19 protein-coding genes are annotated in these 23,205 nt (G+C 60.7%); 16 read left to right on the forward strand and 3 right to left on the reverse strand.

From position 1 onward, the window contains the following. Positions 1–346 precede the first annotated feature (346 nt). Genes AC07N8_RS11290 through AC07N8_RS11320 form a run of 7 tightly spaced genes read left to right on the forward strand, consistent with a single transcriptional unit; the run spans position 347 to position 9,432 of the window. Positions 347–1,924: a glycosyltransferase gene (locus AC07N8_RS11290; protein ID WP_493143599.1), complete on the forward strand. Its 1,578-nt coding sequence runs from the start codon at positions 347–349 to the stop codon at positions 1,922–1,924. Further along, positions 1,918–3,213 (forward strand): glycosyltransferase, encoded by a 1,296-nt coding sequence (locus AC07N8_RS11295; protein ID WP_493143597.1) that lies wholly within the window; start codon positions 1,918–1,920, stop codon positions 3,211–3,213. The genes AC07N8_RS11290 and AC07N8_RS11295 overlap by 7 nt, the downstream gene beginning before the upstream one ends. Beyond that, entirely contained in the window at positions 3,210–4,103 is an 894-nt protein-coding gene (locus AC07N8_RS11300) for a class I SAM-dependent methyltransferase (RefSeq protein ID WP_493143595.1), read from the forward strand. The genes AC07N8_RS11295 and AC07N8_RS11300 overlap by 4 nt, the downstream gene beginning before the upstream one ends. Continuing rightward, positions 4,100–5,257 (forward strand): acyltransferase family protein, encoded by a 1,158-nt coding sequence (locus AC07N8_RS11305; RefSeq protein ID WP_493143594.1) that lies wholly within the window; start codon positions 4,100–4,102, stop codon positions 5,255–5,257. The genes AC07N8_RS11300 and AC07N8_RS11305 overlap by 4 nt, the downstream gene beginning before the upstream one ends. Continuing rightward, the gene (locus tag AC07N8_RS11310) at positions 5,251–6,081 is read left to right on the forward strand and encodes a class I SAM-dependent methyltransferase (RefSeq protein ID WP_493143592.1); all 831 of its coding nucleotides are present in this window, start codon (positions 5,251–5,253) and stop codon (positions 6,079–6,081) included. Before AC07N8_RS11305 ends, AC07N8_RS11310 begins: the two co-directional genes overlap by 7 nt. A 53-nt stretch (positions 6,082–6,134) precedes the next feature. Continuing rightward, on the forward strand, positions 6,135–7,328 hold the full coding sequence (locus tag AC07N8_RS11315) for a DUF3142 domain-containing protein (RefSeq protein ID WP_493143590.1): 1,194 nt from the start codon (positions 6,135–6,137) through the stop codon (positions 7,326–7,328). Then, the gene (locus AC07N8_RS11320) at positions 7,315–9,432 is read left to right on the forward strand and encodes a hypothetical protein (protein WP_493143588.1); all 2,118 of its coding nucleotides are present in this window, start codon (positions 7,315–7,317) and stop codon (positions 9,430–9,432) included. The genes AC07N8_RS11315 and AC07N8_RS11320 overlap by 14 nt, the downstream gene beginning before the upstream one ends. 3 nt (positions 9,433–9,435) lie before the next feature. Here AC07N8_RS11320 and AC07N8_RS11325 read toward each other — a convergent pair whose 3' ends face one another. Beyond that, a complete protein-coding gene (locus tag AC07N8_RS11325; protein ID WP_493143586.1) occupies positions 9,436–10,065 on the reverse strand; it encodes a LysE family translocator in 630 nt (209 codons plus the stop codon). A 144-nt stretch (positions 10,066–10,209) separates the two neighbouring features. Between AC07N8_RS11325 and AC07N8_RS11330 the strand changes: the two genes are divergently transcribed. Further along, positions 10,210–10,683: an Lrp/AsnC family transcriptional regulator gene (locus AC07N8_RS11330; protein ID WP_027926238.1), complete on the forward strand. Its 474-nt coding sequence runs from the start codon at positions 10,210–10,212 to the stop codon at positions 10,681–10,683. A gap of 105 nt (positions 10,684–10,788) precedes the next feature. Here the strand turns inward: AC07N8_RS11330 and lpdA are convergent, their stop codons facing one another. Next, positions 10,789–12,189, reverse strand: a complete 1,401-nt coding sequence (gene lpdA / locus AC07N8_RS11335) for a dihydrolipoyl dehydrogenase (protein WP_483841573.1) — start codon at positions 12,187–12,189, stop codon at positions 10,789–10,791. Positions 12,190–12,405: 216 nt separating this feature from the next. Here lpdA and hflK (AC07N8_RS11340) point away from each other — a divergent pair, with 216 nt between their 5' ends. The 8 genes from hflK (AC07N8_RS11340) (at position 12,406) to cfaB (ending at position 21,696) form a co-directional block, all read left to right on the forward strand. Further along, the gene (gene hflK / locus AC07N8_RS11340) at positions 12,406–14,364 is read left to right on the forward strand and encodes a protease modulator HflK (protein WP_493143696.1); all 1,959 of its coding nucleotides are present in this window, start codon (positions 12,406–12,408) and stop codon (positions 14,362–14,364) included. Then, positions 14,361–15,395, forward strand: coding sequence for a protease modulator HflC (gene hflC, locus AC07N8_RS11345; protein WP_493143583.1), 1,035 nt, complete (start codon positions 14,361–14,363; stop codon positions 15,393–15,395). Before hflK (AC07N8_RS11340) ends, hflC begins: the two co-directional genes overlap by 4 nt. Beyond that, the gene (gene hflK, locus AC07N8_RS11350; protein ID WP_493143581.1) at positions 15,392–16,450 is read left to right on the forward strand and encodes a protease modulator HflK; all 1,059 of its coding nucleotides are present in this window, start codon (positions 15,392–15,394) and stop codon (positions 16,448–16,450) included. Before hflC ends, hflK (AC07N8_RS11350) begins: the two co-directional genes overlap by 4 nt. After that, positions 16,447–18,357 carry a cation-translocating P-type ATPase gene (locus tag AC07N8_RS11355; protein WP_483841576.1) on the forward strand — a complete coding sequence of 637 codons (1,911 nt, stop codon included), beginning with the start codon at positions 16,447–16,449 and terminating at the stop codon, positions 18,355–18,357. The genes hflK (AC07N8_RS11350) and AC07N8_RS11355 overlap by 4 nt, the downstream gene beginning before the upstream one ends. Positions 18,358–18,476: 119 nt before the next feature. Continuing rightward, positions 18,477–18,731, forward strand: a complete 255-nt coding sequence (gene bufA2, locus AC07N8_RS11360; RefSeq protein WP_483841577.1) for a BufA2 family periplasmic bufferin-type metallophore — start codon at positions 18,477–18,479, stop codon at positions 18,729–18,731. 68 nt (positions 18,732–18,799) lie between these two features. Beyond that, positions 18,800–19,645 carry an MNIO family bufferin maturase gene (bufB, locus tag AC07N8_RS11365; protein WP_493143579.1) on the forward strand — a complete coding sequence of 282 codons (846 nt, stop codon included), beginning with the start codon at positions 18,800–18,802 and terminating at the stop codon, positions 19,643–19,645. Continuing rightward, complete coding sequence (locus AC07N8_RS11370; protein ID WP_493143577.1) at positions 19,636–20,424, forward strand: HvfC/BufC family peptide modification chaperone; 789 nt, start codon at positions 19,636–19,638, stop codon at positions 20,422–20,424. Before bufB ends, AC07N8_RS11370 begins: the two co-directional genes overlap by 10 nt. Positions 20,425–20,508: 84 nt before the next feature. Further along, on the forward strand, positions 20,509–21,696 hold the full coding sequence (gene cfaB / locus AC07N8_RS11375) for a C17 cyclopropane fatty acid synthase CfaB (protein ID WP_483841580.1): 1,188 nt from the start codon (positions 20,509–20,511) through the stop codon (positions 21,694–21,696). Here the strand turns inward: cfaB and cls are convergent. Then, positions 21,693–23,132: a cardiolipin synthase gene (gene cls / locus AC07N8_RS11380; protein ID WP_483841581.1), complete on the reverse strand. Its 1,440-nt coding sequence runs from the start codon at positions 23,130–23,132 to the stop codon at positions 21,693–21,695. The two genes, cfaB and cls, sit on opposite strands and share 4 nt — an antisense overlap. Positions 23,133–23,205 lie beyond the last annotated feature (73 nt).

The following is a 23,205-nucleotide window of genomic DNA, read 5'->3' on the forward strand; positions in this document are numbered from 1 at the left end:
GCAAACAGTAGGAAAAGTCATTGTTGTAGTTGTTTGGTAGCCAATCTGTGCCAATTGCTCGGCAATTTCAACAGGTCCAACCGTGACTGGTCAGTTCTCGTCAGCGTAGCCCGATTTATTCTCGCCGGGCGGTTCACGAATCCTCGACGGATGTGTTTAGAATGCCCCTCGTCACGATTATCCAGTGTTCGTGCGGGTTGTTCCCGAACCCCGTGAGACTGACCATTAAAACAAGAACGTAGACGAGCAAAAAGACGATGGACGACGACCGGCAAACACCGGCTCTCCGTTCGCTTTGCCGTCATAGAGTGGGGCTGCCGGGATGGCGGTTTCATCGTGGGATGCCATGAATTTCATTCTTTACTCGGACGTCAACGACAGCTCCATCAGCCAGAGCCTCGGTCGTCCCGAATACAGTTACTACTTCGTGCTCAAGGCGTATCGCCCGGTGCTCGAAAGCCTTGGGCGCGTGCATGTGGTGTCCTCCACCGCCGAGGTCGATCCCCTCTACAAACAACTGCTGGCCGCTGGCGAGGACAGTATCTTCCTGTCTTTTACGCCGCCGCAGAAAACCCCGAACGACCTTGAGTGCCCGACGATCTGCGTGGTGGCCTGGGAGTTTGACTCGATTCCCGATGAGCAGTGGGACAACGATCCGCGTCAGGACTGGACGCAAATGCTCGCGCATCAGGGCCGGGTGATCACGCTTTCCAGCCATACCGCCCGGGCGATTCGTCGTTCCATGGGTGAAGACTTCCCGGTGCTGGTGTTGCCGACGCCGTTGTGGGAAAACTTTGCGGCCATCCGCAATCAGCACACCAGTGTCCCGGTGAACGCCGGTTCGGTGCTGGACATCAAGGGCTGCATTTTCGATACGCACACCCTCGGCCTCAACGCCGATGCACTGATTCCCGCGGTGCTCACCGCCGAGGAACTGGCCGCGCGCGAGGCCGAACTGGAGTCATTGAAGCCGCCGCCACTGACATTGAAACGCCGCTTCGTGATCGCTCGCCACTACCTGCACATGTGGCGCCGGGACATGGGCAAAACGCTGCCGGTTCCGCTGCATCGCACGCACTTTCTGAGCCAGTGGTACTGGGAAGGCATTCGCGATTTGCTCTCCGATGCGGTGCATGCTCGAGTGGCCGAATACCTGCCAGCCATCGCCGGCCCGCAGACAATTGCGGTGCCGGAACCTGAGCCGCGCAATTGGCCAGACACCACCTCTTTGGTCGAAACCCGGGTCGACGGTGTGGTCTACGTCACCGTGTTCAACCCGCGTGACGGGCGCAAGAACTGGCATCAATTGATCACTGCGTTTTGCTGGGCCTTTCGCGAAACGTCCGACGCCACGCTGGTGCTGAAGATTACCCAAAGCGACCTGTCGTCCTACTACGACGAGCTGATGACCTTGCTCGCGCAGCTCTCGCCATTCGCCTGTCGGGTGGTGGTGATGCACGGTTACCTGGATGATCCGCAATATGCCCGTCTTTACGAGGCGGCCAGTTTTTACGTCAATGCATCGCGCTGCGAAGGGCTGTGCCTGCCGCTGATGGAGTTCATGGCCAGCGGTAAACCGGTGATCGCTCCGGACCACACGGCCATGGAAGACTACATCGATGAGCGCGTGGCCTTTGTGGTCAAGTCCAGCGAAGAGCTGACCATCTGGCCGCAAGACACCCGAATCATCTACCGCACCCTGCGCTATCGACCGGACTGGGGTTCACTGAAAACCGCCTACGAAAACAGCTACCGGATGGCCAAGGCGCAACCGCAGGATTATCAGCGCATGTCCCTCGCCGCCGTCGAGCGCATGCACGACTACTGCGCTTTCGCCCCGGTGCAGAAGCGCCTGGCGGACTTTTTCGGGCTGGCGCCACAGGTTCTGCCGACAGCGACCGCAACGGATAATGCCGCATGCTGATCATCATTCATTCGGAAACCAACCAGCACACCATCGCCCAGAACCTGGGTCGTTCGGAATACAGCTACTACTTCGTGCTCAAGGAATACCGCCCCGTGCTGGAGCGGCTGGGGCGAGTGGTGGAAGTCCGTTATCCGCAGGCCGAAGTCGATGCCTTGTACCGGGAGTGCCTGTCCCGAGGCGAAGACTGCGTGTTCCTGTCGTTCTCGCCCCCTCATCGCACGCCGGTCAATCTTGCTTGCCCGACGCTGCCGGTGTTCGCATGGGAATTCAGCACCATCCCCAACGAACCCTTTGCCGGTGATCCGCTCAACGACTGGCGCACGGTGTTGCGGGCAGCGGGTGCGGCGATTACTCATTCCAGCTACACCGTGACGGCGGTGCGCGAGGCGATGGGCGCCGACTACCCGATAGTCGCGGTGCCTGCCCCGGTGTGGGACCGGTTTTCCGAGCGTGGCGCGCAATTGCAGCGTCAGCCCCTGGCCAGCCAGGTGCGATTGAAGATCAAAGGATTGCTGGCCGACAGCCGCGAACTCGACTTGCGTGCCTTCGGCCCGGCGTCATCGCGCGAAGGCGTGGGCATCGACTTCGAGGCCCCGCCGAGTGAACACGAGTTGGTCCTCGACGGGGTGATCTACACCTCGGTGTTCAACCCCGGCGACGGGCGCAAGAACTGGGAAGACATGCTCAGCGCCTTTTGCGTGACGTTCCGTGAAGTGGACGATGCGACACTGGTGCTCAAACTGACTCACCACGATGCCGAAGCCGCGCTGACTGACATCCTTCATCACTTGTACAAAAACCAGTCCTACCGCTGCCGCATCGTGCTGATTTATGGCTACCTCGCCGATGCGGATTACGAGCGTCTGGTGCAGGCAACCAGTTACGTAGTCAACACGTCCTACGGCGAAGGCCAGTGCCTGCCGCTGATGGAATTCATGTCCTGCGGCAAACCGGCCGTGGCGCCCCGGACCACAGCGATGATCGACTACCTGGACGCCGACAATGCGTTCCTCATCGACTCCACGGACGAACTGACCGCCTGGCCGCATGATCCGCGTCGGGCGTTCCGGACGTTGCGCTACGTCACCAACTGGGCGTCGTTGTGCCGCGCTTACCGGACAAGCTACGAGGTGGCCAAGAGCGACCCCGAACGTTATGCACAGATGTCCACTCACGCCGTCGCCAGCCTCAGGACATTCTGCAGCCAGGTCACTGCCGAGCAGCGCCTGAAGGCCTATTTTGCCCAGCTGTTCGAAACCCGTGCCGTGGAAACCCCCGAGGCATGATCCGCGCATTGGTCAGACGTTTCTTTCCTGAAGCGAAACCCGCGCCCGCGTCGTTGCCGGTTGAGCCCACTCGTGTGTCGCCAAGGGAAGTGGGCTTGCACGACGCGATGCATGACGGTTGGTTTTCGGGCGGCAGCGGCGAACTGCTCAAGGGATTTGCCATTACCGCCGACGACACCTTGCTGGACGTCGGCTGTGGTGAAGGGGTCGCGACCTTGTTTGCGGTGCGCCAGGGTGCGTCGGTGATCTTCACCGACAGCGAACACGACAAGGTCCGTGACCTCGCCCGGCAAGTGGACGCGCAATCGGATAAAGCCAATCTCGGCCTGGTCAGCAACAGCCTGCCATTGCCGCTGGCAGACGCTTGCGCGAGCAAAGTGGTGTGCATGGAAGTGCTGGAGCATATCGATCAACCCGAGCCGTTCATGGCCGAGTTGGTGCGCATGGGGCGGCCCGGTGCGCTGTATCTGCTCAGCGTTCCAGCGCCTGTGGGTGAGCATTTGCAAAAGGGCATCGCCCCGGCGACCTACTTCCAGTCGCCCAATCACGTACAGATTTTTACCCCGGAACGCTTTGCCGCACTGGTGGAGGACGCGGGCCTGGTGATCGAGCACCGTCAGGCCACCGGGTTTTTCTGGGTGATGGGCATGATTTTCTTTTGGGCCAGTGAGCGGGCCGCGGGACGGGATCTGGGTGGCGCGGTGCGTGACCGCATTCAGGCACCGTACCCGCCGCTGATGGAGAGCTGGGCGAAAACCTGGCAGGACTTGCTGGCGCAACCCGACGGCTTGGCGATCAAGCAGATGCTCGATCAGTTCATGCCCAAGAGCCAGGTAATCATCGCGCGCAAACCGGTGGATGCCGATGCAGCGTCCAGGAGGACGGCATGAGTAATGACAAGCGGATCATGGACATCGAGTTATTGCGCGGCATTGCGGTACTCGGCGTGCTGTTTCATCACCTGCAAGACAGCCTCTTTGCCGCCTCGGTGCCGTTGCTGCAAACCATCACTGCGTTCGGTCAGCCGTGGTGGGGCGTCGACATGTTTTTCGCGATTTCGGGATTTGTCATCGCACGCAGTTTGATCCCGGCGTTGCAAGGCTGCAGCACCCGTCAGGAGTACTGGCAGCAGACGCGTAATTTCTGGCTGCGCCGAGCCTTTCGATTGTTGCCGTCAGCCTGGTTGTGGCTGGCGCTGATGTTGCTGGCGTGCCTCTTTCTCAACCGCTCCGGCGCGTTCGGTACGCTGCACGCCAACGTGCAGGCGACGCTGGCCGGTGTGGCGCAATACGCCAACTTCCGCTTCGCCGACAGCTTCTATCACTACGAATACGGCACCAGTTTTGTGTACTGGAGCCTGTCGCTGGAGGAGCAGTTCTACCTGCTGTTTCCGCTGCTGATCCTGGTCTGCCGCAAGCATCTTGTCTGGGCGTTGCTGGCGCTGGTCGCGGTCCAATTGTTCACGTTGCGTACGCCGATTCTGATGGTGGTGCGCACCGATGCGCTGGCCCTCGGCGTGCTGTTGGCGATGTGGAGTGCACAACCTTCGTACCTGCGCTGGGAACCGACGTTTCTGCGTCGCCCATGGGCCGGCATCTTGGCGCTGATTGTGCTGTCGCTGGCGCTCAGTTTCATGGCGACTGATCGCTTTACCTTCACCCAGTACCGCATCGGCGTGATTGCCGTGTTGTGCGCGGTGTTGGTCTGGGTGGCGTCCTACAACCGTGATTACCTGTTGCCTCGCGGCCTGCTGAAGAATCTGATGACCTGGGTCGGTAGCCGTTCCTACGGGATTTACCTGATCCACATTCCAGCCTACTTGCTGGTGCGCGAATTCACCTTTCGTTTACAGGCTGCGGGGCTGCCCAGTCCGGCGGGCCATCCGATCCTGACGTTGTTGATGGCTGGCAGCCTGATCGTGCTGCTGAGCGAACTCAACTACCGCTTCATCGAAATGCCCATGCGCAACCGCGGCGCCTCGCTGGTCAAACGCCTGAGCACGTCCCGAACAGCTGTCCCATCCTCTGGAGCTACCTCATGCTGAGCCTTTTGAAGAAACTCACGGCGGGCACGCCCGCTCCCGCGACGCCTGCGGCAGACAAGGTCGAGAAAGTCGACCCGTACATGCTCGGCCTGCACGATGCGATGCTCAGTGGCTGGTTCAATCAACAAACCGGCGAGCTGTTCACCGGGTTCCCGGTGAGTGCTGAAGACACGCTGCTGGACGTGGGCTGTGGTGACGGTGGCAACGTGCATTTCTGCGGCATGCGCGGGGCGAAGATCATCATCGCCGACATCGACGCCGCCAAGGTCGAAGCCACCCGTCAGCGCTTGGGCGACACCCCGGCGCGTGACGTCGAATGCCACGTCACCGACTGCAACCCGCTGCCGATTGCCGACGCCACCGCTACCCGCGTGGTGTCCACCGAAGTTATCGAGCATGTGGACGATCCGGCACAGTTCCTCGCCGAACTGGTGCGGGTCGGCAAACCGGGCGCGCTGTATTTGCTCAGCGTTCCGCACCCGAGCTCCGAAGACCTGCAAAAGGACATCGCCGCACCGGAGTATTTCCAGAAGCCCAACCACATTCGCATCATCAGCGAAGAGCAGTTCAAGGCGATGGTCAGCGACGCCGGCCTGGAAGTGCTCAGCCACAGCCAATATGGGTTTTACTGGTCGATGTGGATGCTGCTGTTCTGGGAAGCCAAGGTCGATTTCAGCAATGCCGACCACCCGCTGCTCAACCACTGGGCCGACACCTGGCAAGCGGTTCTGGCGTCCCCTCGCGGCGCACAGATCAAACAGGCGCTGGACGCGGTCGTGGCGAAAAGCCAGGTGATCATCGCCCGCAAACCAATGGCTGATTGATCAATGCCCGGCAACTTCCCTGTAGCCCTGTGTTTGTAGGGATCTGGGATTTCATGGTGTCTTTCGTTCGTCTCTCGATCCTGCTGGTTGCAGTGCTCCTCAACGGCTGCGAGCAACAAGACGCGCCGCCGCTCGATCAGCAACTCTACGTCTGGCAACGGCAATGGACGCCCGCCCATGACGCGGCCCTGCGCGACAGTCGTGCGGACTTTTCGACGTTGCGGGTGTTGGCCTTGCAGGCGTTTCCGCAAGCCGGCTGGCGTCGTGCGCGGATCGATGCGGCGCTGCTCAAACGCGATGGTCGGCCACTGATTGCGGTGATTCGCCTGGATGGACAGCTCCAGTCGCTGGACCAGGATGAGGTCACGACGCAAATCCAACAGCTGCTCAGCGACTGGCAAGCCCAAGGGCTGACGCTGTCCGGTGTGGAAATTGACCACGATGCGGGCAATGCCCGGTTACCGGCTTATCGAGATTTTCTGATGCACCTGCGTGCGGTTTTACCGCCGACGTTACCGCTGAGCATCACCGCGCTGCCGGCGTGGCTGGACAGCCCCGAACTGCCAGCGCTGTTATCGACCGTCGACAGCAGCGTGTTGCAGGTGCACGCGGTAAGCGATCCACGACGTGGTTTGTTCGACCCGGATCAGGCACGAAAGTGGGCCAAGGGCTGGGGGCGGGTCACCATGAAGCCTTTCTATCTGGCACTCCCGGCCTACGGCGTGGCCTTGTTGCCCGGCACCACTGGCGCACCGGTTGTGGAAAGCGAAGTGCCGGTGGCGCGCGGCGGCAAACGCCGGGAACTGCTGGCGGATCCACTGCAACTGCGCACACTTGCCATGGACTTGCGCGCCGATCCGCCGGCTCATCTGGCCGGCCTGATCTGGTTTCGCCTGCCGCTGGCGGGCGACCGCCGGGCCTGGAGCCTGACCACCCTGGGTGCGGTGGCACGCGCTGACACACTCGACAGCCGCTTGAGCGTGAAACTTAGTGCGCAGGACGGCCTTTATGACATCAGCGTCAGCAACCAGGGCAACCTCGACAGCCCATGGCCCAAACGCGTGACCCTGGCCGTGCAGGGCTGTGACGGCGCCGATGCGCTGGCCGGTTATGCGTTGCAACAAAGCCCCGATCTGCTTACCTTCACCCGCCTTAACGACGGCCGAATAGCCGCCGGTGGGCAGCGTGCAATCGGTTGGGCACGCTGCACAAAAATTGATCAAGGAGGTTCTAATGTTCACCCGTAACTGGCCCCGCCATCTGCTCTGCCTGAGCCTCAGCTTGCCCTTGGGCTCGGCGCTGGCCTGCGGGCCGGACTTTCCGATGCGCCTGCTGGATAACCGCGGCCAGTCCTTGGCGGAGCTGCCGGAAGGCAACTTCCAGTTCGAGGTCAATCGACTCGGGCATGCGATCGCGGGGCTCAAGCATGTCGCGCAGTCGCCCTACAGCATGGAGGCCACGGATTACGCAGAACAGCGTGATACCGCTGAACAGACCGGGCTGACGGCCGAACAGCAAGCGCTGGTGAAACAGCTGCGCAGCCTGACGGATGCGCATCAGGTCGAAGAACAAGGCGCGAGCCTGCCGGCCGAGCTCACGCTGTATCTGGCGGGCGCTGCAGCGTTCAGTGCGGGCGATCATCGTTTGGCTGCCGAATACTTCGAAAAAGTGCTGGCGTTGCCGGCCGATCAACGCGCCTTGCGCAGCACCTGGGCCGCGTATTCGCTAGGCCGTGCGCTGTTTGCCATGAGCAGCGAGGCGGACGCATCACCCGATCTGCTGGCGCAGTCGCGCAAGGCGTTCGAGCAGACCCGTCAGCTGAGCATCGATGGCTTCAGTGATCCGCTGGAACTGGGTGTCGCCAGCCTCGGCGAAGAAGCGCGCGTGGCCCGTACCGCTGGCGATTGGGACAGCGCCATCGAACTCTACGCCACGCAAAACCTCCACGGCTCGGCGGTGGGTTACACCTCGTTGAAGCTGCTGATGGCCGATCTGCTGGCGATGCCTGACGATCAATTGACCGCGTTGCTCAAGGGTAAACCGGTGCAACAACTGGTCACTGCGTCTTTGATCAGCCGCTTGGGCTGGTCATTTGGTGATCAACCACCCAACGAATTGAAACTGATCAAACTGCTGCAAAGCAGCACCCGCGGCAGCCTGGATAACGCGGATCGACTGGCCGCAATGAATTATCAACAAGGCGACTACGCCAGCGCCAAGGCCTTTCTTGACCACGCCGGTGACGGCGGCCTGGCGTGGTGGTTGCGGGCGAAACTGGCGCTACGCGATGGCGATAAAAACGCGGCGGCAGCGGCGTATGCCAAGGCGGCTCAGGCATTCCCGCAGAATGAATCGTGGGGTGAGCGTCGTACGCCGGACTACGACTACGAAACGCTTCAGCCCAAGTGCCGGGTCGAGGGTGAAAGTGCGATTCTGGCGCTGCAACGCGGGGATTACCTGCAAGCGTTCGATCAGCTGTATCGCAGCCAAAGCATCTATTGGTTCGATGCCGCGACGGTGGCCGAACGGGTGCTGACTGTCGATGAGCTCAAGCATTACGTCGACACGCAGGTCCCCGCGCCACCGCCGTTGAGCCAGCAGGATCGTGACAACTACGTGCCGTTGCCGGTGGCCGCACAGTTGCGCAATCTGCTTGGCCGTCGGTTGTTGCGCGAAGAGCGTTATGACGAAGCGCTGGTGTACTTCGACAATCCTGATCTTCAGAAAAAAGCCCGGTTGTATGCGCAACAGCGTCAGCTGGCCGATGCGGCATGGTGGCCGACCAAGCGTGCCGCCGCCCTGTTCAATGCCGCCTGGACGGCCCGCGAGTGGGGGATGGACATTCTCGGCTACGAAATGGCCCCGGACTACGCCACGTTCGGTGGCAATTACAGCCTTGAAACCGCGGAGCTGAAAGTCGGGCCGTTAGTGGCTGAAGGTGAAGTCCAGCGCCAGCAAGCCAGCGCCGCCAAACCTGACGAGCGTTATCACTATCGTTTCGTGGCCACGGCGTTGGCCAGTCGCGCCGCCGATAACTTGCCGCACACCAGCCAGGCCTTTGCGGCGGTGCTGTGCGCGGCGGCGGGCTGGAACAGCAGCCTTGAAGAACAAAGTGCTCTGTATCAACGCTACGTCAATGAAGGGCCTTACGTGGATTGGGCGGTGAATTTCGGCTACCAGTGCCCATATCCTGACTTCCAGAATGCCAGCAAACGTTACGTCACCCAGGCGACTGACGCGACGCGATCGGTACTGCGTCCTTACAAGCGGCCATTGCAGTACGGAACGGTTATCGCTGTGACGGCGGTGGCGTTGTTGTTGATCAACCGTCGCCGCCGTCGGACGCGGTAAGGCTTACGCCTGTTGCACAAAGGTCAGCCGCACGGCGAAGCCGATCAACAGGCTGCCAAACAGCCATTGCTGGAGTCGCTGGGCCGAAGGACTGCGTTGCAGCCAACGACCCAGTGCCGCTCCGACCAGCGCATAGGCGCTGTCGAAGAGGAAGCCGACGCTGACCAGCACCATGCCGAGGATCGCGAATTGCGTGAGGACTGATCCGGCGTGTGGGTCGATGAACTGCGGCAGCAGCACCGAACAGAACAGCAATGCCTTGGGGTTGAGCAGGTTGGTGAACAGCCCGCGCTTGATCGACGCCGACCAGCGCGGTTTCGCGGTTGAAGCGTCAGTGCCGTTCAGGTTCGGCAGCATCGTAGTGCGCAGACATTGAATGCCAATCCACAGCAGATACGCGGCGCCGGCCAGCCGCACCACATCGAACGTCCAGGGCGCCGCTTTGAACAACGCCGCCAATCCCAATGCAGCCAATGCCACGTGGCAGCCACGAGCAATCCCCAAGCCCACAGCCGTCGCCAACGCCGCGCCTTTTCCCTGACGGGCGCCGGTTTGCAGCAGCAGGATCATGTCCGGCCCGGGCAACAAATACACCACCGCCAATGCCATGAAAAACAGCCAGAGTCCTGCCATGCTGCGCCCCTTTCGTGGTCGATTCGGTAGGGTCAGTCTAGGACGCAAGGGCAGGGCAGGTGGTTGCGTAGTCAGCTTCTAAAGCTTGGAAAATTGGCATAACCTGCTGCTTTCACACGATCGAACCATCAGGATCTGCCAAACATGAAATTGGACGCCTACGACCGCAAGATCCTCGCGGCCCTGCAACGGGACGGTCGGCTGAGTAATGTGCAATTGGCTGACGAAATCGGTTTATCCGCTTCACCCTGTTTGCGTCGAGTGCGGATGCTGGAAGAAGCCGGGGTGATTCGCGGCTATCAGGCCAATCTGGATCGCGACGAAGTGGGACTTGGGCTGACAGTGTTTGTCGGGGTCAAGGTCGAGCGTCACAACGACGAGCAAGCCGAGGCGTTCCGCGTGGCGGTGACGGCGTTGCCGGAAGTGATTTCGGCGTTTCTGGTGTCTGGGGAATCGGATTTTCTACTGCAGGTGGTGGTGCCGGATTTGCGTGGGTATGACCGCTTTCTCACCGAGAGGCTGCTGAAGTTGCCGGGTGTGAGCGATATCCGCAGTAACTTTGCGATTCACACGGTGAAGACGCCGGGGGCGTTGCCGTTGGGGCATCTTCCGCTCTAGACCGAGTCGCCCCCTTCGCGAGCAGGCTCACTCCCACAGTTGATTTGTGGCCTTCACAAAACGAGTGTGGGAGCGAGCCTGCTCGCGAAAGCGGTCTGGCGGCCACTACATCTGCGTCGCCATCCCCGCCACATTCATCGCCGCCTGACGCAACGCCTCAGACCGTGTCGGGTGCGGATGGCACGTCAACGCAATGTCCTCGGCCGAGGCGCTGAATTCCATCGCCACGCAATACTCGCCAATCATTTCACTGACACTCGGGCCTACGAGATGCACGCCGAGAATTTCGTCCGTGCGTTCATCGGCCAGCACTTTGGCGAAGCCTTCGGTTTCGTGGTTGATCTTGGCCCGGCTGTTGGCGGTGAACGGGAATTTACCGACCTTGTACGCGCGACCTTCGGCCTTGAGCTGCTCCTCGGTCTTGCCGACGCTGGCCAGCTCCGGCTTGGTGTAGACCACGCTGGGAATCAGGTTGTAATTCACTTCCCCAGCCTTGCCGACGATCTGTTCCACGCAGGCCATGGCTTCATCTTCAGCCTTATGGGCGAGCATCGGCCCGGACGTGACGTCGCCGATCACCCACACGCCTGGCGCTTCGGTGCGGTGGCCCTTGTTGGCGAGCATGCCGCGCTTGTCCGTGGCGAGGCCGACGTTTTCCAGCCCCAGGCCCTGGGTGTAAGGCCGGCGCCCGATCGACACCAGCACGTAATCGGCCTCCAGCAACTCGGCGGTGCCGCCTGCCGCCGGTTCGATGCTGAGCTGTACACCGCTCGCCGTTGAAGTGGCACGGGTGACTTTTGAACTCAATTTGAAGGTGATGCCTTGTTTACTCAGCGAACGTTGAAGGGTTTTGCCAGCCTCAACGTCCACCCCCGGACAGATGCGGTCGAGAAATTCGACTACTGTGACTTGAGCACCCAGGCGCCGCCACACGGAGCCCAGTTCCAGGCCAATGACGCCGGCACCGATCACCACCAAATGCTTTGGCACTTCGGCCAGCGACAGCGCTCCGGTGGAATCGAGGATGCGTTGGTTATCGATGTCGACGCCCGGCAGGGGAGTGGGCTCGGAGCCGGTGGCGATGATGATGTCCTTGGCGCTCAGCTCGGTCTTGCCACCGACACTGTCGGTGACCGTGACTTTGCCCGGCCCGTCGATGTGGCCCCAACCCTTGATCCAGTCGACTTTATTTTTGCGAAACAGAAACTCGATGCCCTTGGTCAGCCCGGTAACGCTTTCATCTTTTTGTTTCATCATCTGGGCGAGGTTGAGGGTGGGTTTGACCTCGATGCCCAGGTTGGCGAATTCCGCGCCCATGGCCGCGTCGTAGAGTTCGGATGCGTGCAACAGCGCCTTGGACGGCATGCAGCCGACGTTCAGGCAGGTGCCGCCGAGGGTTGCGCGACCTTCGACGCAAGCCGCTTTCAAACCCAGCTGGCCGGCACGGATCGCGGCGTTATAACCACCGGGGCCACCGCCCAGAATCACGACGTCGTAGCTGCTCATGGATGTACTCCTGAAGTGAAGGGATCGGGCTGGTTAAAAATAGTAGTTGGTAAAAATTACGAACGTAATATGTGCGTTTATCGCAGTTTCGGTCAAGGCTTCAGCCAAGCGACAGGTTCAGCGCCTTTAGATAGAGGGATTTAGTACAAAAATTTCACCGCTTTCGTTATATCGTAACGAAACGCGATGTCCGCATTGAACAAGCACTGGGGTGGTATGCAAGTCGATCTCGAAGTCGATAGCGCGCAGGTAGCAGGGTTGCCGCGCTTTCAGCAGGCGCTCTTTCAGGGGCGGCGATTGCGCCAGTTCGCCATTGGCCTGAGTGCTTTGGCAGCGGCCGGGCTGGTGCTGGCGTTGTTTGTCGGGTTGTTTGCGCCTCAGTCGCTGTGGGGCGCGTTACTGGTCAGTCAGAGCGCCGCTTTACTGGTGCTGGTCGCCGGTCTGCAATCCGCCTGGTGGGTGACCCGGTGGCGCACACAAGCGATGAACCCGCCGCTGGACGTGGTCGTCGTCGACGAAACCGTGGCGCCGGAAGGTTGGTATGAGCGGCTGCTGGAGCGACTCAGTCAGGGCTCGATGAAAATGCTCGGCCAGATCGGCGCGCCAACCCTCTGGCTCGGCGGTTGGGCGCTGTTGACGTTGTTCAGCATCAGTCAGTTCTGGAACCTTGCGTTACCGCCCGCCGCGCTTGGGTTATCGGCCAGTGTCGGTGCGGCGCTGGCGTTGCTGCTGGCATTCGGTCTGCTGGTGGTCGAGCGGCAACTGGCCCAGGAAAACGTCGCTCAATGGCCGGAAGCCGGGGCACTGGCGCAACTGACGCGGGTGGCGATCATTTGCCTGGTGATCGGCGCATTGTGTCTGTTGTTCGCCAGTGAAACCTCGGTCTGGCCGGTGCGATTGGCGGTGCTGATCGGGCTGCTGCCGGGCCTGGTCGCAGTCGAGTTGCTGCTGCGGGCGCTGTTGTCGCTGTTCAGTCCACAGCGTGAACAACTTGAACCTACGTTGCTGGCGCGCAGTTTTGTCGCCGACATGCTGCGCTGGCCGCCACAACCGCTGCTCGCGTTGCAGCACGAACTGCACAACCGTTTTGGCATCGACTTGCGGCAGATCTGGGCCTTCACTTACATGCGTCGCGCATTTCTGCCGGTGCTGGCGGTGGTTGTTCTGGTCGGCTGGTCACTCACTGGCATTCACGAAATACCCCTGCAAGGGCGGGGCATCTACGAACGATTCGGCAAACCGGTGGAGGTATTTGGTCCTGGTTTGCACGCTGGATTGCCGTGGCCGTTGGGCCGTGTGCTGAATGTTGAAAACGGCGTGGTTCACGAGTTGGCCACCAGCGTTGGCGAAGCGTCGGCACCGGTCGTACCCGAACCTGCCGAAGGCCCGGCCCCGGCGATTGCCAATCGGCTATGGGACGCCAGCCACGTGAACGATAAATCCCAGGTCATTGCCAGCAGTCGCGCCGACAAACAGAGCTTCCAGATCGTCAACATGGACGTGCGTTTCGTCTATCGCATCGGCCTGACCGATCAAGCGGCGCTGGCGGCCACCTACAACAGCGCGGACGTGCCGACGCTGATTCGCAGCACCGCCAGCCGGATTCTGGTGCATGACTTTGCCTCTCGAACCCTTGACGGTTTGCTCGGCGAGGACAGGGTAGGGCTGGCTGACGAGATCGGCCGGGCGGTTCAGGCCGACTTGCACAAACTCAACAGCGGCGTGGAAATTCTCGCCACGGTGGTCGAAGCGATTCACCCACCGGCCGGCGCCGCCAATGCCTATCACGGTGTGCAGGCTGCGCAGATTGGCGCGCAAGCATTGATCTCGCGGGAACGCGGTGCGGCTGCGGAGGCGACCAACCAGGCGCAACTGCAGGCGAGCATTGCCCGCGATCAAGCAACCGCCAGCGCCCATGAAATCAACGCCACGGCCCAGGCGGCAGACCTGAAATTCAACGCCGAACAGAAAGCCTATGCCACCGCCGGCCAAGCCTTTGTGCTGGAGCAATACCTCAGCCAACTGAGCCAGGGCCTGGCGAACGCCAAGCTGCTGATTCTTGATCATCGTCTGGGTGGCAGCAGCAATGCGCCGACCATCGACCTTCGTACTTTCACGCTGCCGGCTGATCCTGCGTCGCCGCGTACGAGCGCCCAGCCAGGAGCTACCCATTGAGCCAGTCGCACACACACGATCACGATGACCACGCCGGCCACGATCACGGCCATGGCGGACACGGTCATCACCATCATCACCACGGCGATCCACAAGAAGCCGGTCCGTTTCCCTGGCGGCGCATGAGCTGGGCGGCGTTGCTCGTGGCCTTCGCCATCGCTGCCGCAAGCCTGGTGCAAGTGCGATCGGGGGAGGCCACCGTGATCACCCGCTTCGGCAATCCGTCGCGGGTGTTGCTGGAGCCGGGTCTTGGCTGGCGTTGGCCGGCACCGTTTGAAGCGGCCATTCCTGTCGACTTGCGGCTGCGCACCACTTCCAGTGGTTTGCAGGATGTGGGTACCCGCGACGGTTTGCGTATCATCGTTCAGGCCTACGTGGCGTGGCAGGTGCAGGGCGATCCGGACAACGTGCAGCGCTTCATGCGCGCGGTGCAGAACCAGCCGGATGAAGCGGCACGGCAGATCCGCACGTTTGTCGGCTCTGCACTGGAAACCACGGCCAGCAGTTTTGACTTGGCCAACCTGGTCAACACCGACGCCAATCAAGTGCACATTGCCGACTTTGAGGCACAACTGCGGCAGCAGATCGATCAGCAATTACTCACTACTTATGGCGTGCGCGTGTTGCAAGTTGGCATCGAGCGTTTGACCCTGCCGTCGGTCACCTTGACCGCCACGGTTGATCGCATGCGCGCCGAGCGTGAAACAATTGCGACCGAACGCACTGCAATCGGCAAACGCGAAGCAGCGCAAATCCGATCCGCCGCCGAGCGAGATGCGCGAATCGTCCAGGCCGATGCGACAGTGAAAGCGGCTGACATCGAAGCTCAATCGCGGGTTGAAGCCGCGCAGATTTACGGCCGTGCTTATGCCGGCTCTCCGCAGCTGTACAACTTGCTGCGCTCCCTCGACACCTTGGGCACCATCGTTTCGCCGGGCACTAAACTGATATTGCGCACCGATGCCGCGCCATTTCGGGGGTTGGTTGATGGACCACCGACCCTCGAAAACAAGTCCGGGTCGCAGCCATGAATTTAGTTCCACGTGGAACACATGAGTTAAGCAGCCCCTGGATTCAGGCCGGACGCCTGGCTTTTTTGGCGCTGTATGCCGTAACGGTTCTGGCTGCATTAGCCTGGGCGTTCTCCAATGTGCGGCAGATTGATCCGCAGAATCGCGCAGTGGTCCTGCATTTCGGAGCGCTGGATCGCATCCAGAATGCCGGTTTGTTACTGGCATGGCCGAGGCCGTTTGAGCAGGTGGTTCTATTGCCAGCGGCCGATCGGGTCATTGAGCGTCGGGTGGAAAACCTGTTGCGCAGCGATGTCGCCTTGCAAGCGGACCGCGTCGCCACGTTCGCCACACCGCTCAGTGATGCACTCGCCGGTTCTGGCTATTTGCTGACGGGCGACGCCGGCGTGGTGCAACTCGATGTGCGGGTGTTCTACAAAGTCACCGAGCCGTATGCGTTCGTGCTGCAAGGTGAGCATGTGCTGCCGGCGCTGGATCGACTGGTCACCCGCAGTGCCGTGGCCCTGACTGCCGCGCGAGATCTGGACACCATTCTGGTGGCGCGTCCGGAACTGATCGGCGCCGACAATCAGGCGGCCGAACGCCGTGAACGTCTGCGTGGCGATTTGGTGCAGGGCATCAATCAACGGCTGGCCGAGCTGAAAGCAACAGGGCAGGGGTTGGGTATCGAAGTCGCGCGAGTCGACGTGCAATCAAGTTTGCCCGGCCCTGCGGTGAATGCTTTCAACGCGGTACTGACCGCGAGTCAGCAGGCCGACAAAGCCGTGGCGAACGCGCGTACCGAAGCCGAGAAAGCAAACCAAGCCGCCAATGAACAAGCTGATCGAGCGTTGCAAGTGGCCCATGCCCAAGCCAGCGAACGACTGGCAAAAGCGTTTGCCGACACCGCCACCGTCCTGAGCCTGGCAAAGGCGCAACAGCAGGGCACCGACCCGCAAATGCTGCTGCGCATTTACCGCGAACGGATGCCAAAGATCCTCGGCCAGGCCGGTTCGGTGACCACGGTTGATCCGAAGGACGATTCCCGCCTGATCATTCAGGGAGCTGCACAATGACCGCGCAATCCGCCGCTGCACCGAGCATGTTGTCCTCGGCCGAACAACGCAGCGCCGCTCGCCAACTGACGCTGGCCATGCTTGCACTGGGACTGCTCGGGCTCGGCCTGATCTGGCGCTGGTTGTCACCGGAGCAGACCGGCGTCAGCCAATTACTGCTCGGGTTTGCATCGCTGTTGGTGGCCGTGCCGGTGATGCGTTCGGCGTGGTACAGCCTGCGTTATCCCAGCTTGCACGGGATCACCGATCAGTTGATCGCGCTCGCCATGCTCGGCGCCTGGGCCACGGGTGATTTGCTGACCGCCGCGTTGTTGCCGATCATCATGATCTTCGGCCACGTGCTGGAAGAGCGCAGCGTGATCGGTTCTCAGGAAGCGATTCATGCCCTCGGCAAACTGACCCGCAGTCATGCGCGCAAGGTGCAGGCGGATGGCTCGATCCTCGAAGTCGACAACAGCACGCTCAAGGCTGGCGACCTGGTCGAGGTGCGCGCCGGTGATCGTGTGCCGGCGGACGGTCGGGTGTTGTCTGGTCAGGCGAGCCTCGATACCGCTTCGATTACCGGTGAGTCGGTGCCGATTGAAGCTGGCGTAGGCATGCCGGTGTTCGGTGGGGCGATCAACCTCGATGGTTTGCTTCGCATTGAAGTGACCCGCACCGGCAACGAATCGACTCTGGGTAAAGTCATCGCGCTGATGCAAAGCGCCGAGCGCTCCAAGCCACCGATTACTCGTTTGTTGGAGCGTTACGCTGGCAGCTACATGGTGCTGGTTTTGCTGCTGGCGGCGGTGACCTGGTTTGTCACCAATGACGCCCAGGCAATGCTCGCGGTGCTGGTCGCTGCGTGTCCCTGTGCGTTGGTGTTGTCGGCACCGGCGACGGCCATTGCCGGGGTCGCGGTGGCAGCGCGGCACGGCATTCTGATCCGCAGTTCGGCGTTCCTTGAAGAACTGGCGGACCTGACGTCGCTGGTGGTTGATAAGACGGGCACGCTGACGTTTGGCACTCTGCGCCTGCAGTCGATCGACAGTCCGCTGGAAGACCGCAGTCACGTCCTGAAACTGGCCGCCAGCCTCGGGTCAGCCAGCAGTCATCCGGTCAGTCGTGCGCTCGCCGGGTTGGTCACGCAGGAGCATTTTCTGTTGCTGTCGGATATCCACGAGCGTCAGGGCTTGGGCGTGGTGGCAATGACCGAACAGGGCGAGGCCGCCCTCGGTCGTCCGGAGTTGTTCGCGCAGTTGGGCATTGCTACGTCGGCGGTTCCTGAGCACGACGGCCCGATTGCCGGGCTGGCGCTTAACGGTGAATTCCTCGCCTGGCTGTTGCTGGCCGACAGTGTCAAACCCGAGGCGCGATTTGCCTTGAGTGAGTTGCGTGAGTTGGGCCTGGGTCGGCAGTTGCTGCTCACCGGGGATCGGCAGAGCGTCGCGCACACGCTCGCTCGCGACGTCGGCATCAGCGATGTCGAAGCGCAGGCACTGCCGGAGGACAAACTCAATCGCGTGCTCAAGGAAATCGGTAGCGGCTTTCGGCCGATGGTGGTCGGGGACGGGATCAACGACTCCCTGGCGCTCAAGGCCGGTGTCGTCGGTGTGGCGATGGGCGCGGGCGGGGCAGACATTGCACTGGCCTCGGCTGACATCGTGTTGATCGGCAGCGACCTGCGTCGGCTCGGCACCTGTGTGCGCTTGAGCCGTCAATGCCGCCAGACCTTGCAGGTCAATGTGATCATCGGTCTGGGCTGGACCCTGGCGATTGTGGCCTTCGCCGCTTTTGGCTGGCTCGGTGCGGCAGGGGCGATGATTGCAGCGTTGCTGCATAACTTGAGCACATTACTGGTGCTGGGCAACGCCGGGCGTTTGCTGCGGTTTCAGGAGCCTTTGCTCAAGCTCAAGGAAGACAGTTGAGGGGATCGAAAACTTTTTTGCAGGCCTCTGTAACGCCGTTGGGGCAGCGCTCTCTAGTGCTGTGTCGGGACTGAACAACGTTCCAGCCGACAACCCTGACGATCACCGAGGATACAAAAATGAACTTCAAATCCGCTACCGCTGGTGCCGCTCTCGCTTTCGCCGCTGCCACCCTGTTTGCCGGTGTTGCGACTCAGGCTCAAGCTGCCGACGCGGCTCAGGTTCACTGCTACGGCGTGACGTCGTGCAAAGGCATGAACGATTGCAAAACCGCAGAAAATGCCTGTAAGGGGCAGGGCGTTTGCAAAGGTCACGGCTTCAAGGCGATGACTCAAGCTCAATGCATGAAGGAAGGTGGCAAGGTCGGCGAATAACCGGCTACCGCTTTGCGCCGCAGTGGTTTCCCCATGGCCACTGCGGCTTTTTTGCGAGGAGTCCGCAAATGTCTGCATCCCCTACTTGTCTGGGCTACGGCCTGGGTTTGCGCAGTGCTTACTACCAACAGATTCTTGATCAGTCGCCGGCCGTGGACTGGTTCGAAGTCGTCTCCGAAAACTTCATGGTGCAGGGCGGCAAAGCCCTCTACTACCTTGATGCCATTGCCGAGCGTTATCCGCTGGTGATGCATGGTGTGTCGTTGTCCATCGGCGGGCCGCATGCCCTCGATCCCGACTACTTGCAACAACTCAAACACCTGGCTGATCGCGTCAAACCGGCGTGGATCTCTGATCACTTGTGCTGGAGCCGAGGCAACGCCCATCAGCTGCATGATTTGTTGCCGTTACCGTACACCGAGGAAAGTCTCTATTACGTGGCAGGCCGAGTGCGCCAGGTGCAAGACGTATTGCAGCAGCCACTGGTACTGGAGAACGTCTCCAGCTATGTGCGCAGTGCAGGCGATGATTTCAGCGAGTGGGAATTTCTTCATGCCCTGAGTCAGTTGAGCGATTGCGAGCTGTTGCTGGACGTCAACAATGTCTATGTCAGCTCGCGCAATCATGGCTTCGACCCGTGGACCTTCATTCAAGGTTTACCGGCAAACAAGATTCGCCAACTTCACTTGGCGGGCCATAGCGATTACGGCGATTACGTCATCGACACCCATGACCATCCCGTCAGCGATCCGGTCTGGGCACTTTACCAACGAACCTTCGATTACCTCGGCCCGGTCGCCACGCTGCTGGAGCGCGATGACCATTTCCCGCCGTTTGAAGAACTGCTAACAGAACTGCAAAAAGCCCGGGAGCTCGGCGAGAGTTCGCTGGCCCGGAGACGAAAATGCGCCTGAACGAATGGCAACAGTCCTTTGAACGTTACCTGTCGGAAGAGTCTTCGGCGGCGGATGTGGCGCTTGGCTCAAGCCTTATCGGTGGACCGACGCTGGACGTCCGCACGGGGCTGGCGATTTATCACAATGCTTATCAAGCCCGGCTGCAGGAAGTGCTGCGCGGCGACTATCCCGCAGTCCTCAACTGGCTGGGTGACGACGAGTTCGAACAGCTCGCCGCAACGTATATCCGCCAGAATCCCTCGACTCATTACAGCCTTCGCTGGCTCGGCAAAGGCTTCGAAACGTTTATTCGCCAGCACCTGGTGCCTGAGCAAAGTGCGCCTCTGGCCGAACTCGCCGCCCTTGAGTGGGCTTTTACGCTGGCATTCGATGCGCCACCGGGAACGCCGTTGACGGTGCAGGACATGGCGGAACTGGCACCGCAAGACTGGCCGACGCTGCAAGTGCGTCCCAGCCCTTCGCTGCAATGGTTTGAATGTTCTTTCAACAGTGTGGCGCTTTGGCGATCGGCCAAGGATGAAACGCCGTTCCCTGGCAGTACGAGACTCGACGCTTCCAGCGTTGTGGTGATCTGTCGAAATGATCTTGTTTGCCAATATCGAAGCCTGGAGCTCGAAGAGGCCAACGCGCTAAAAGGACTGTTTGAGCAGGGCTGGAATTTTGCTGAACTGTGCTCTGAATTGACAGTCATCTATGGAGAGGGCGCACCACTTCAAGCTGTGACCTGGTTCAAGCAGTGGATTCACGAGGGTTGGTTACAGCGTAACGCATCATAGAAAACGGCTATTAATTCGATAGCCAGCTAATTTTACAGGATGGTCTACCCTCACATCAGACGTCTGAAACCAGGGGAACACTCCATGCTCGCGCATCTTCCACCGGCCTTACAGAATCTGCAGCTACCGTTACGCCTGCGACTCTGGGACGGCCATGAATTCAATCTGGGGCCAACGCCCAGCGTCACGATTGTGGTCAAGGACCCACAAATGGTTACCCAGTTCACCCATCCAAGCCTGGACGCGCTCGGAGCGGCGTTTGTCGAGGGCAAGCTTGAGCTTGAAGGCTCCATCAGCGACGTTATCCGCGTCTGCGATGAGTGGAGTCAGGCGATGCTGGACGAAAACGACGACAATCAGCCGGTGCGTACCGTCCACGACAAAGAAACCGACGCCAAAGCCATCTCCTATCACTACGACCTTTCCAACGCGTTTTACCAGCTGTGGCTCGACAGTGACATGGCGTATTCCTGCGCGTATTTCGAGACCGGCAGTGAAACCCTGGAGCAGGCACAACAAGCCAAATTCCGTCATTTGTGCCGCAAGTTGCGGTTACAGCCGGGTGAATATTTGCTGGACGTCGGTTGCGGTTGGGGCGGACTGGCGCGGTACGCGGCGCGGGAATTCGGCGCGAAAGTGTTCGGCATTACGCTCAGTAAAGAGCAACTCGCCCTGGCCCGTGAACGCGTGAAAGAGGAAGGCCTGGAGGATCTGGTCGAGCTGCAACTGCTCGACTACCGCGACCTGCCTCAAGACGGGCGCTTCGACAAAGTGGTCAGCGTCGGCATGTTCGAACACGTCGGCCACGCCAACCTGGCTGAGTACTGCAAAACCCTGTTCGGCGCGGTGAAAGAGGGCGGCCTGGTGATGAACCACGGGATCACCGCCAAACACACCGACGGCCGTCCGGTGGGACGCGGTGCCGGCGACTTCATTGAGAAATACGTGTTCCCCAACGGCGAGCTGCCGCACTTGTCGATGATATCGGCAGAGATCAGTGAAGTGGGGCTGGAGATCGTCGACGTCGAGAGCTTGCGCCTGCACTACGCGCGCACTCTGGACCATTGGAGCGAACGTCTGGAAGACAATCTGGAGGCGGCGTCCAGGCAAGTGCCAGAACAAGCCTTGCGGATCTGGCGGCTGTACCTGGCGGGATGCGCTTATGCGTTTGCCCGGGGCTGGATCAACCTGCACCAGATCCTCGCGGTCAAAGCCCACCCCGATGGCAGCCATGAATTGCCATGGACCCGCGACGACATCTACAACCCTTAGAGAATCGGTGAAATAAGCCGGGCGACCCGCATGCCGACTTGTTGCAGGCGGTGGGTCTCCCGGCCTTCGTCTTTGGCGATTTCATGGGCCTGATCGAAGTCATCGTTAAGCATCTGTTCCACCTCGGCAGCAAACGCGCTGTCGACCGTCAACAACATCACTTCGAAGTTAAGCCGGAACGAGCGGTTGTCCAGGTTGGCACTGCCGATGGCGCTGATTTCACTGTCGATCAACACCACTTTCTGATGCAGGAAACCGGGCTCGTAGCGGAACACCCGCACGCCGGCACGTACGGCCTCGAAGGCATAAAGGCTGGAGGCGGCGTAGACGATGCGGTGGTCCGGACGCGAGGGCAGCAACAGTCGCACATCGACACCACGAAGCACTGCCAGCCTGAGTGCGGCGAACACCGCTTCGTCGGGGATGAAGTAGGGGCTGGTGATCCACACCCGTTCAGTCGCGGCATGGATGGCCTCGACGAAGAATAATGAGCAGGTTTCGTAGGAATCCGCCGGACCGCTTGCCAGCAATTGGCACAGTACGCCGTCGTCTGGATACACATCCGGCAGGATCAGCGGTGGCAGCGAGCGTGCAGCCCAGAACCAGTCTTCGGCAAAAGACTCCTGCATACAGGCGACTACCGGGCCGCGCACTCGAACATGGGTATCGCGCCAAGGTGCCAGTGGTGGTTTCTCGCCCATGTACTCGTCGCCCACGTTGTGCCCGCCGACGAAGCCCAGCACACCATCGACCACTACAATCTTGCGGTGGTTGCGGAAGTTGACCTGGAAGCGATTGAGCCAGCCACTGCGAGTGGCGAACGCTTTGACCTCGACGCCAGCATCGCGCAACGGTTGCACGTAGCTGTGGGGCAGGGAGTGGCTGCCAATTCGGTCGTACAGCAGGTAAATCGCGACGCCTTCGGCCGCTTTCTTCAGCAGCAGGTTTTGCAGGCGTTGGCCGAGACGATCATCGTGGATGATGAAAAATTGAATCAGCACGGCTTCTTTCGCCTGGCTGATGGCGTCGAAAATCGAATCAAACGTGGCTTGGCCATTGATCAACAAATGCACTTCGTTGTTCGCCAGGCACGGCATGCGGCCCAGCTTCGGCATCGCCCGCAGCGACGCATAGGCATTGGAAGCACGAGCGGTCAGCGCCTCCTCGACCCAGGGGCGCCAGTTGAGCTCGGAGATGGCCTTGCGCATCTCTTCGTTGGCCTGGCGCCGCGCCTTGATGTAGCCATCAAAGGTACTGCGGCCGAAAACCAGATAGGGGATGAGCGTGAGGTAAGGCATGAACACCAGCGAAAGCGCCCAGGCGATCGATCCCTGGGCGGTGCGGACGGTGAGCACCGCGTGAATGGCAGCGATCAGGCCCAGCGTGTGAAGCAGTGCAATGGTGTAGCCGAAAATGTGCGGTCCAAAGTAATCCATGGGGCAGCCTTGCTCCTGAAGATTCAGTGCTTAACAGACCATGTTCCGTGCAGAATGTCGCTATTTAATTGGC

Source organism: Pseudomonas sp. GW821-FHT10C09, assembly GCF_059415465.1.

What these genes read in the sequence shown, in the direction of transcription:
- AC07N8_RS11300 (WP_493143595.1), top strand. Translation starts at nt 3,210, where the DNA reads ATGATCCGCGCATTGGTCAGACGTTTCTTTCCTGAAGCGAAACCCGCG.
- bufB (WP_493143579.1), top strand. Translation starts at nt 18,800, where the DNA reads ATGTCTGCATCCCCTACTTGTCTGGGCTACGGCCTGGGTTTGCGCAGT.
- AC07N8_RS11290 (WP_493143599.1), top strand. Translation starts at nt 347, where the DNA reads ATGAATTTCATTCTTTACTCGGACGTCAACGACAGCTCCATCAGCCAG.
- cfaB (WP_483841580.1), top strand. Translation starts at nt 20,509, where the DNA reads ATGCTCGCGCATCTTCCACCGGCCTTACAGAATCTGCAGCTACCGTTA.
- AC07N8_RS11330 (WP_027926238.1), top strand. Translation starts at nt 10,210, where the DNA reads ATGAAATTGGACGCCTACGACCGCAAGATCCTCGCGGCCCTGCAACGG.
- hflK (WP_493143581.1), top strand. Translation starts at nt 15,392, where the DNA reads ATGAATTTAGTTCCACGTGGAACACATGAGTTAAGCAGCCCCTGGATT.
- AC07N8_RS11325 (WP_493143586.1), bottom strand. Translation starts at nt 10,065, where the DNA reads ATGGCAGGACTCTGGCTGTTTTTCATGGCATTGGCGGTGGTGTATTTG.
- lpdA (WP_483841573.1), bottom strand. Translation starts at nt 12,189, where the DNA reads ATGAGCAGCTACGACGTCGTGATTCTGGGCGGTGGCCCCGGTGGTTAT.
- AC07N8_RS11320 (WP_493143588.1), top strand. Translation starts at nt 7,315, where the DNA reads ATGTTCACCCGTAACTGGCCCCGCCATCTGCTCTGCCTGAGCCTCAGC.
- AC07N8_RS11370 (WP_493143577.1), top strand. Translation starts at nt 19,636, where the DNA reads ATGCGCCTGAACGAATGGCAACAGTCCTTTGAACGTTACCTGTCGGAA.
- AC07N8_RS11355 (WP_483841576.1), top strand. Translation starts at nt 16,447, where the DNA reads ATGACCGCGCAATCCGCCGCTGCACCGAGCATGTTGTCCTCGGCCGAA.
- hflK (WP_493143696.1), top strand. Translation starts at nt 12,406, where the DNA reads ATGCAAGTCGATCTCGAAGTCGATAGCGCGCAGGTAGCAGGGTTGCCG.
- AC07N8_RS11305 (WP_493143594.1), top strand. Translation starts at nt 4,100, where the DNA reads ATGAGTAATGACAAGCGGATCATGGACATCGAGTTATTGCGCGGCATT.
- AC07N8_RS11310 (WP_493143592.1), top strand. Translation starts at nt 5,251, where the DNA reads ATGCTGAGCCTTTTGAAGAAACTCACGGCGGGCACGCCCGCTCCCGCG.
- AC07N8_RS11315 (WP_493143590.1), top strand. Translation starts at nt 6,135, where the DNA reads ATGGTGTCTTTCGTTCGTCTCTCGATCCTGCTGGTTGCAGTGCTCCTC.
- bufA2 (WP_483841577.1), top strand. Translation starts at nt 18,477, where the DNA reads ATGAACTTCAAATCCGCTACCGCTGGTGCCGCTCTCGCTTTCGCCGCT.
- cls (WP_483841581.1), bottom strand. Translation starts at nt 23,132, where the DNA reads ATGGATTACTTTGGACCGCACATTTTCGGCTACACCATTGCACTGCTT.
- AC07N8_RS11295 (WP_493143597.1), top strand. Translation starts at nt 1,918, where the DNA reads ATGCTGATCATCATTCATTCGGAAACCAACCAGCACACCATCGCCCAG.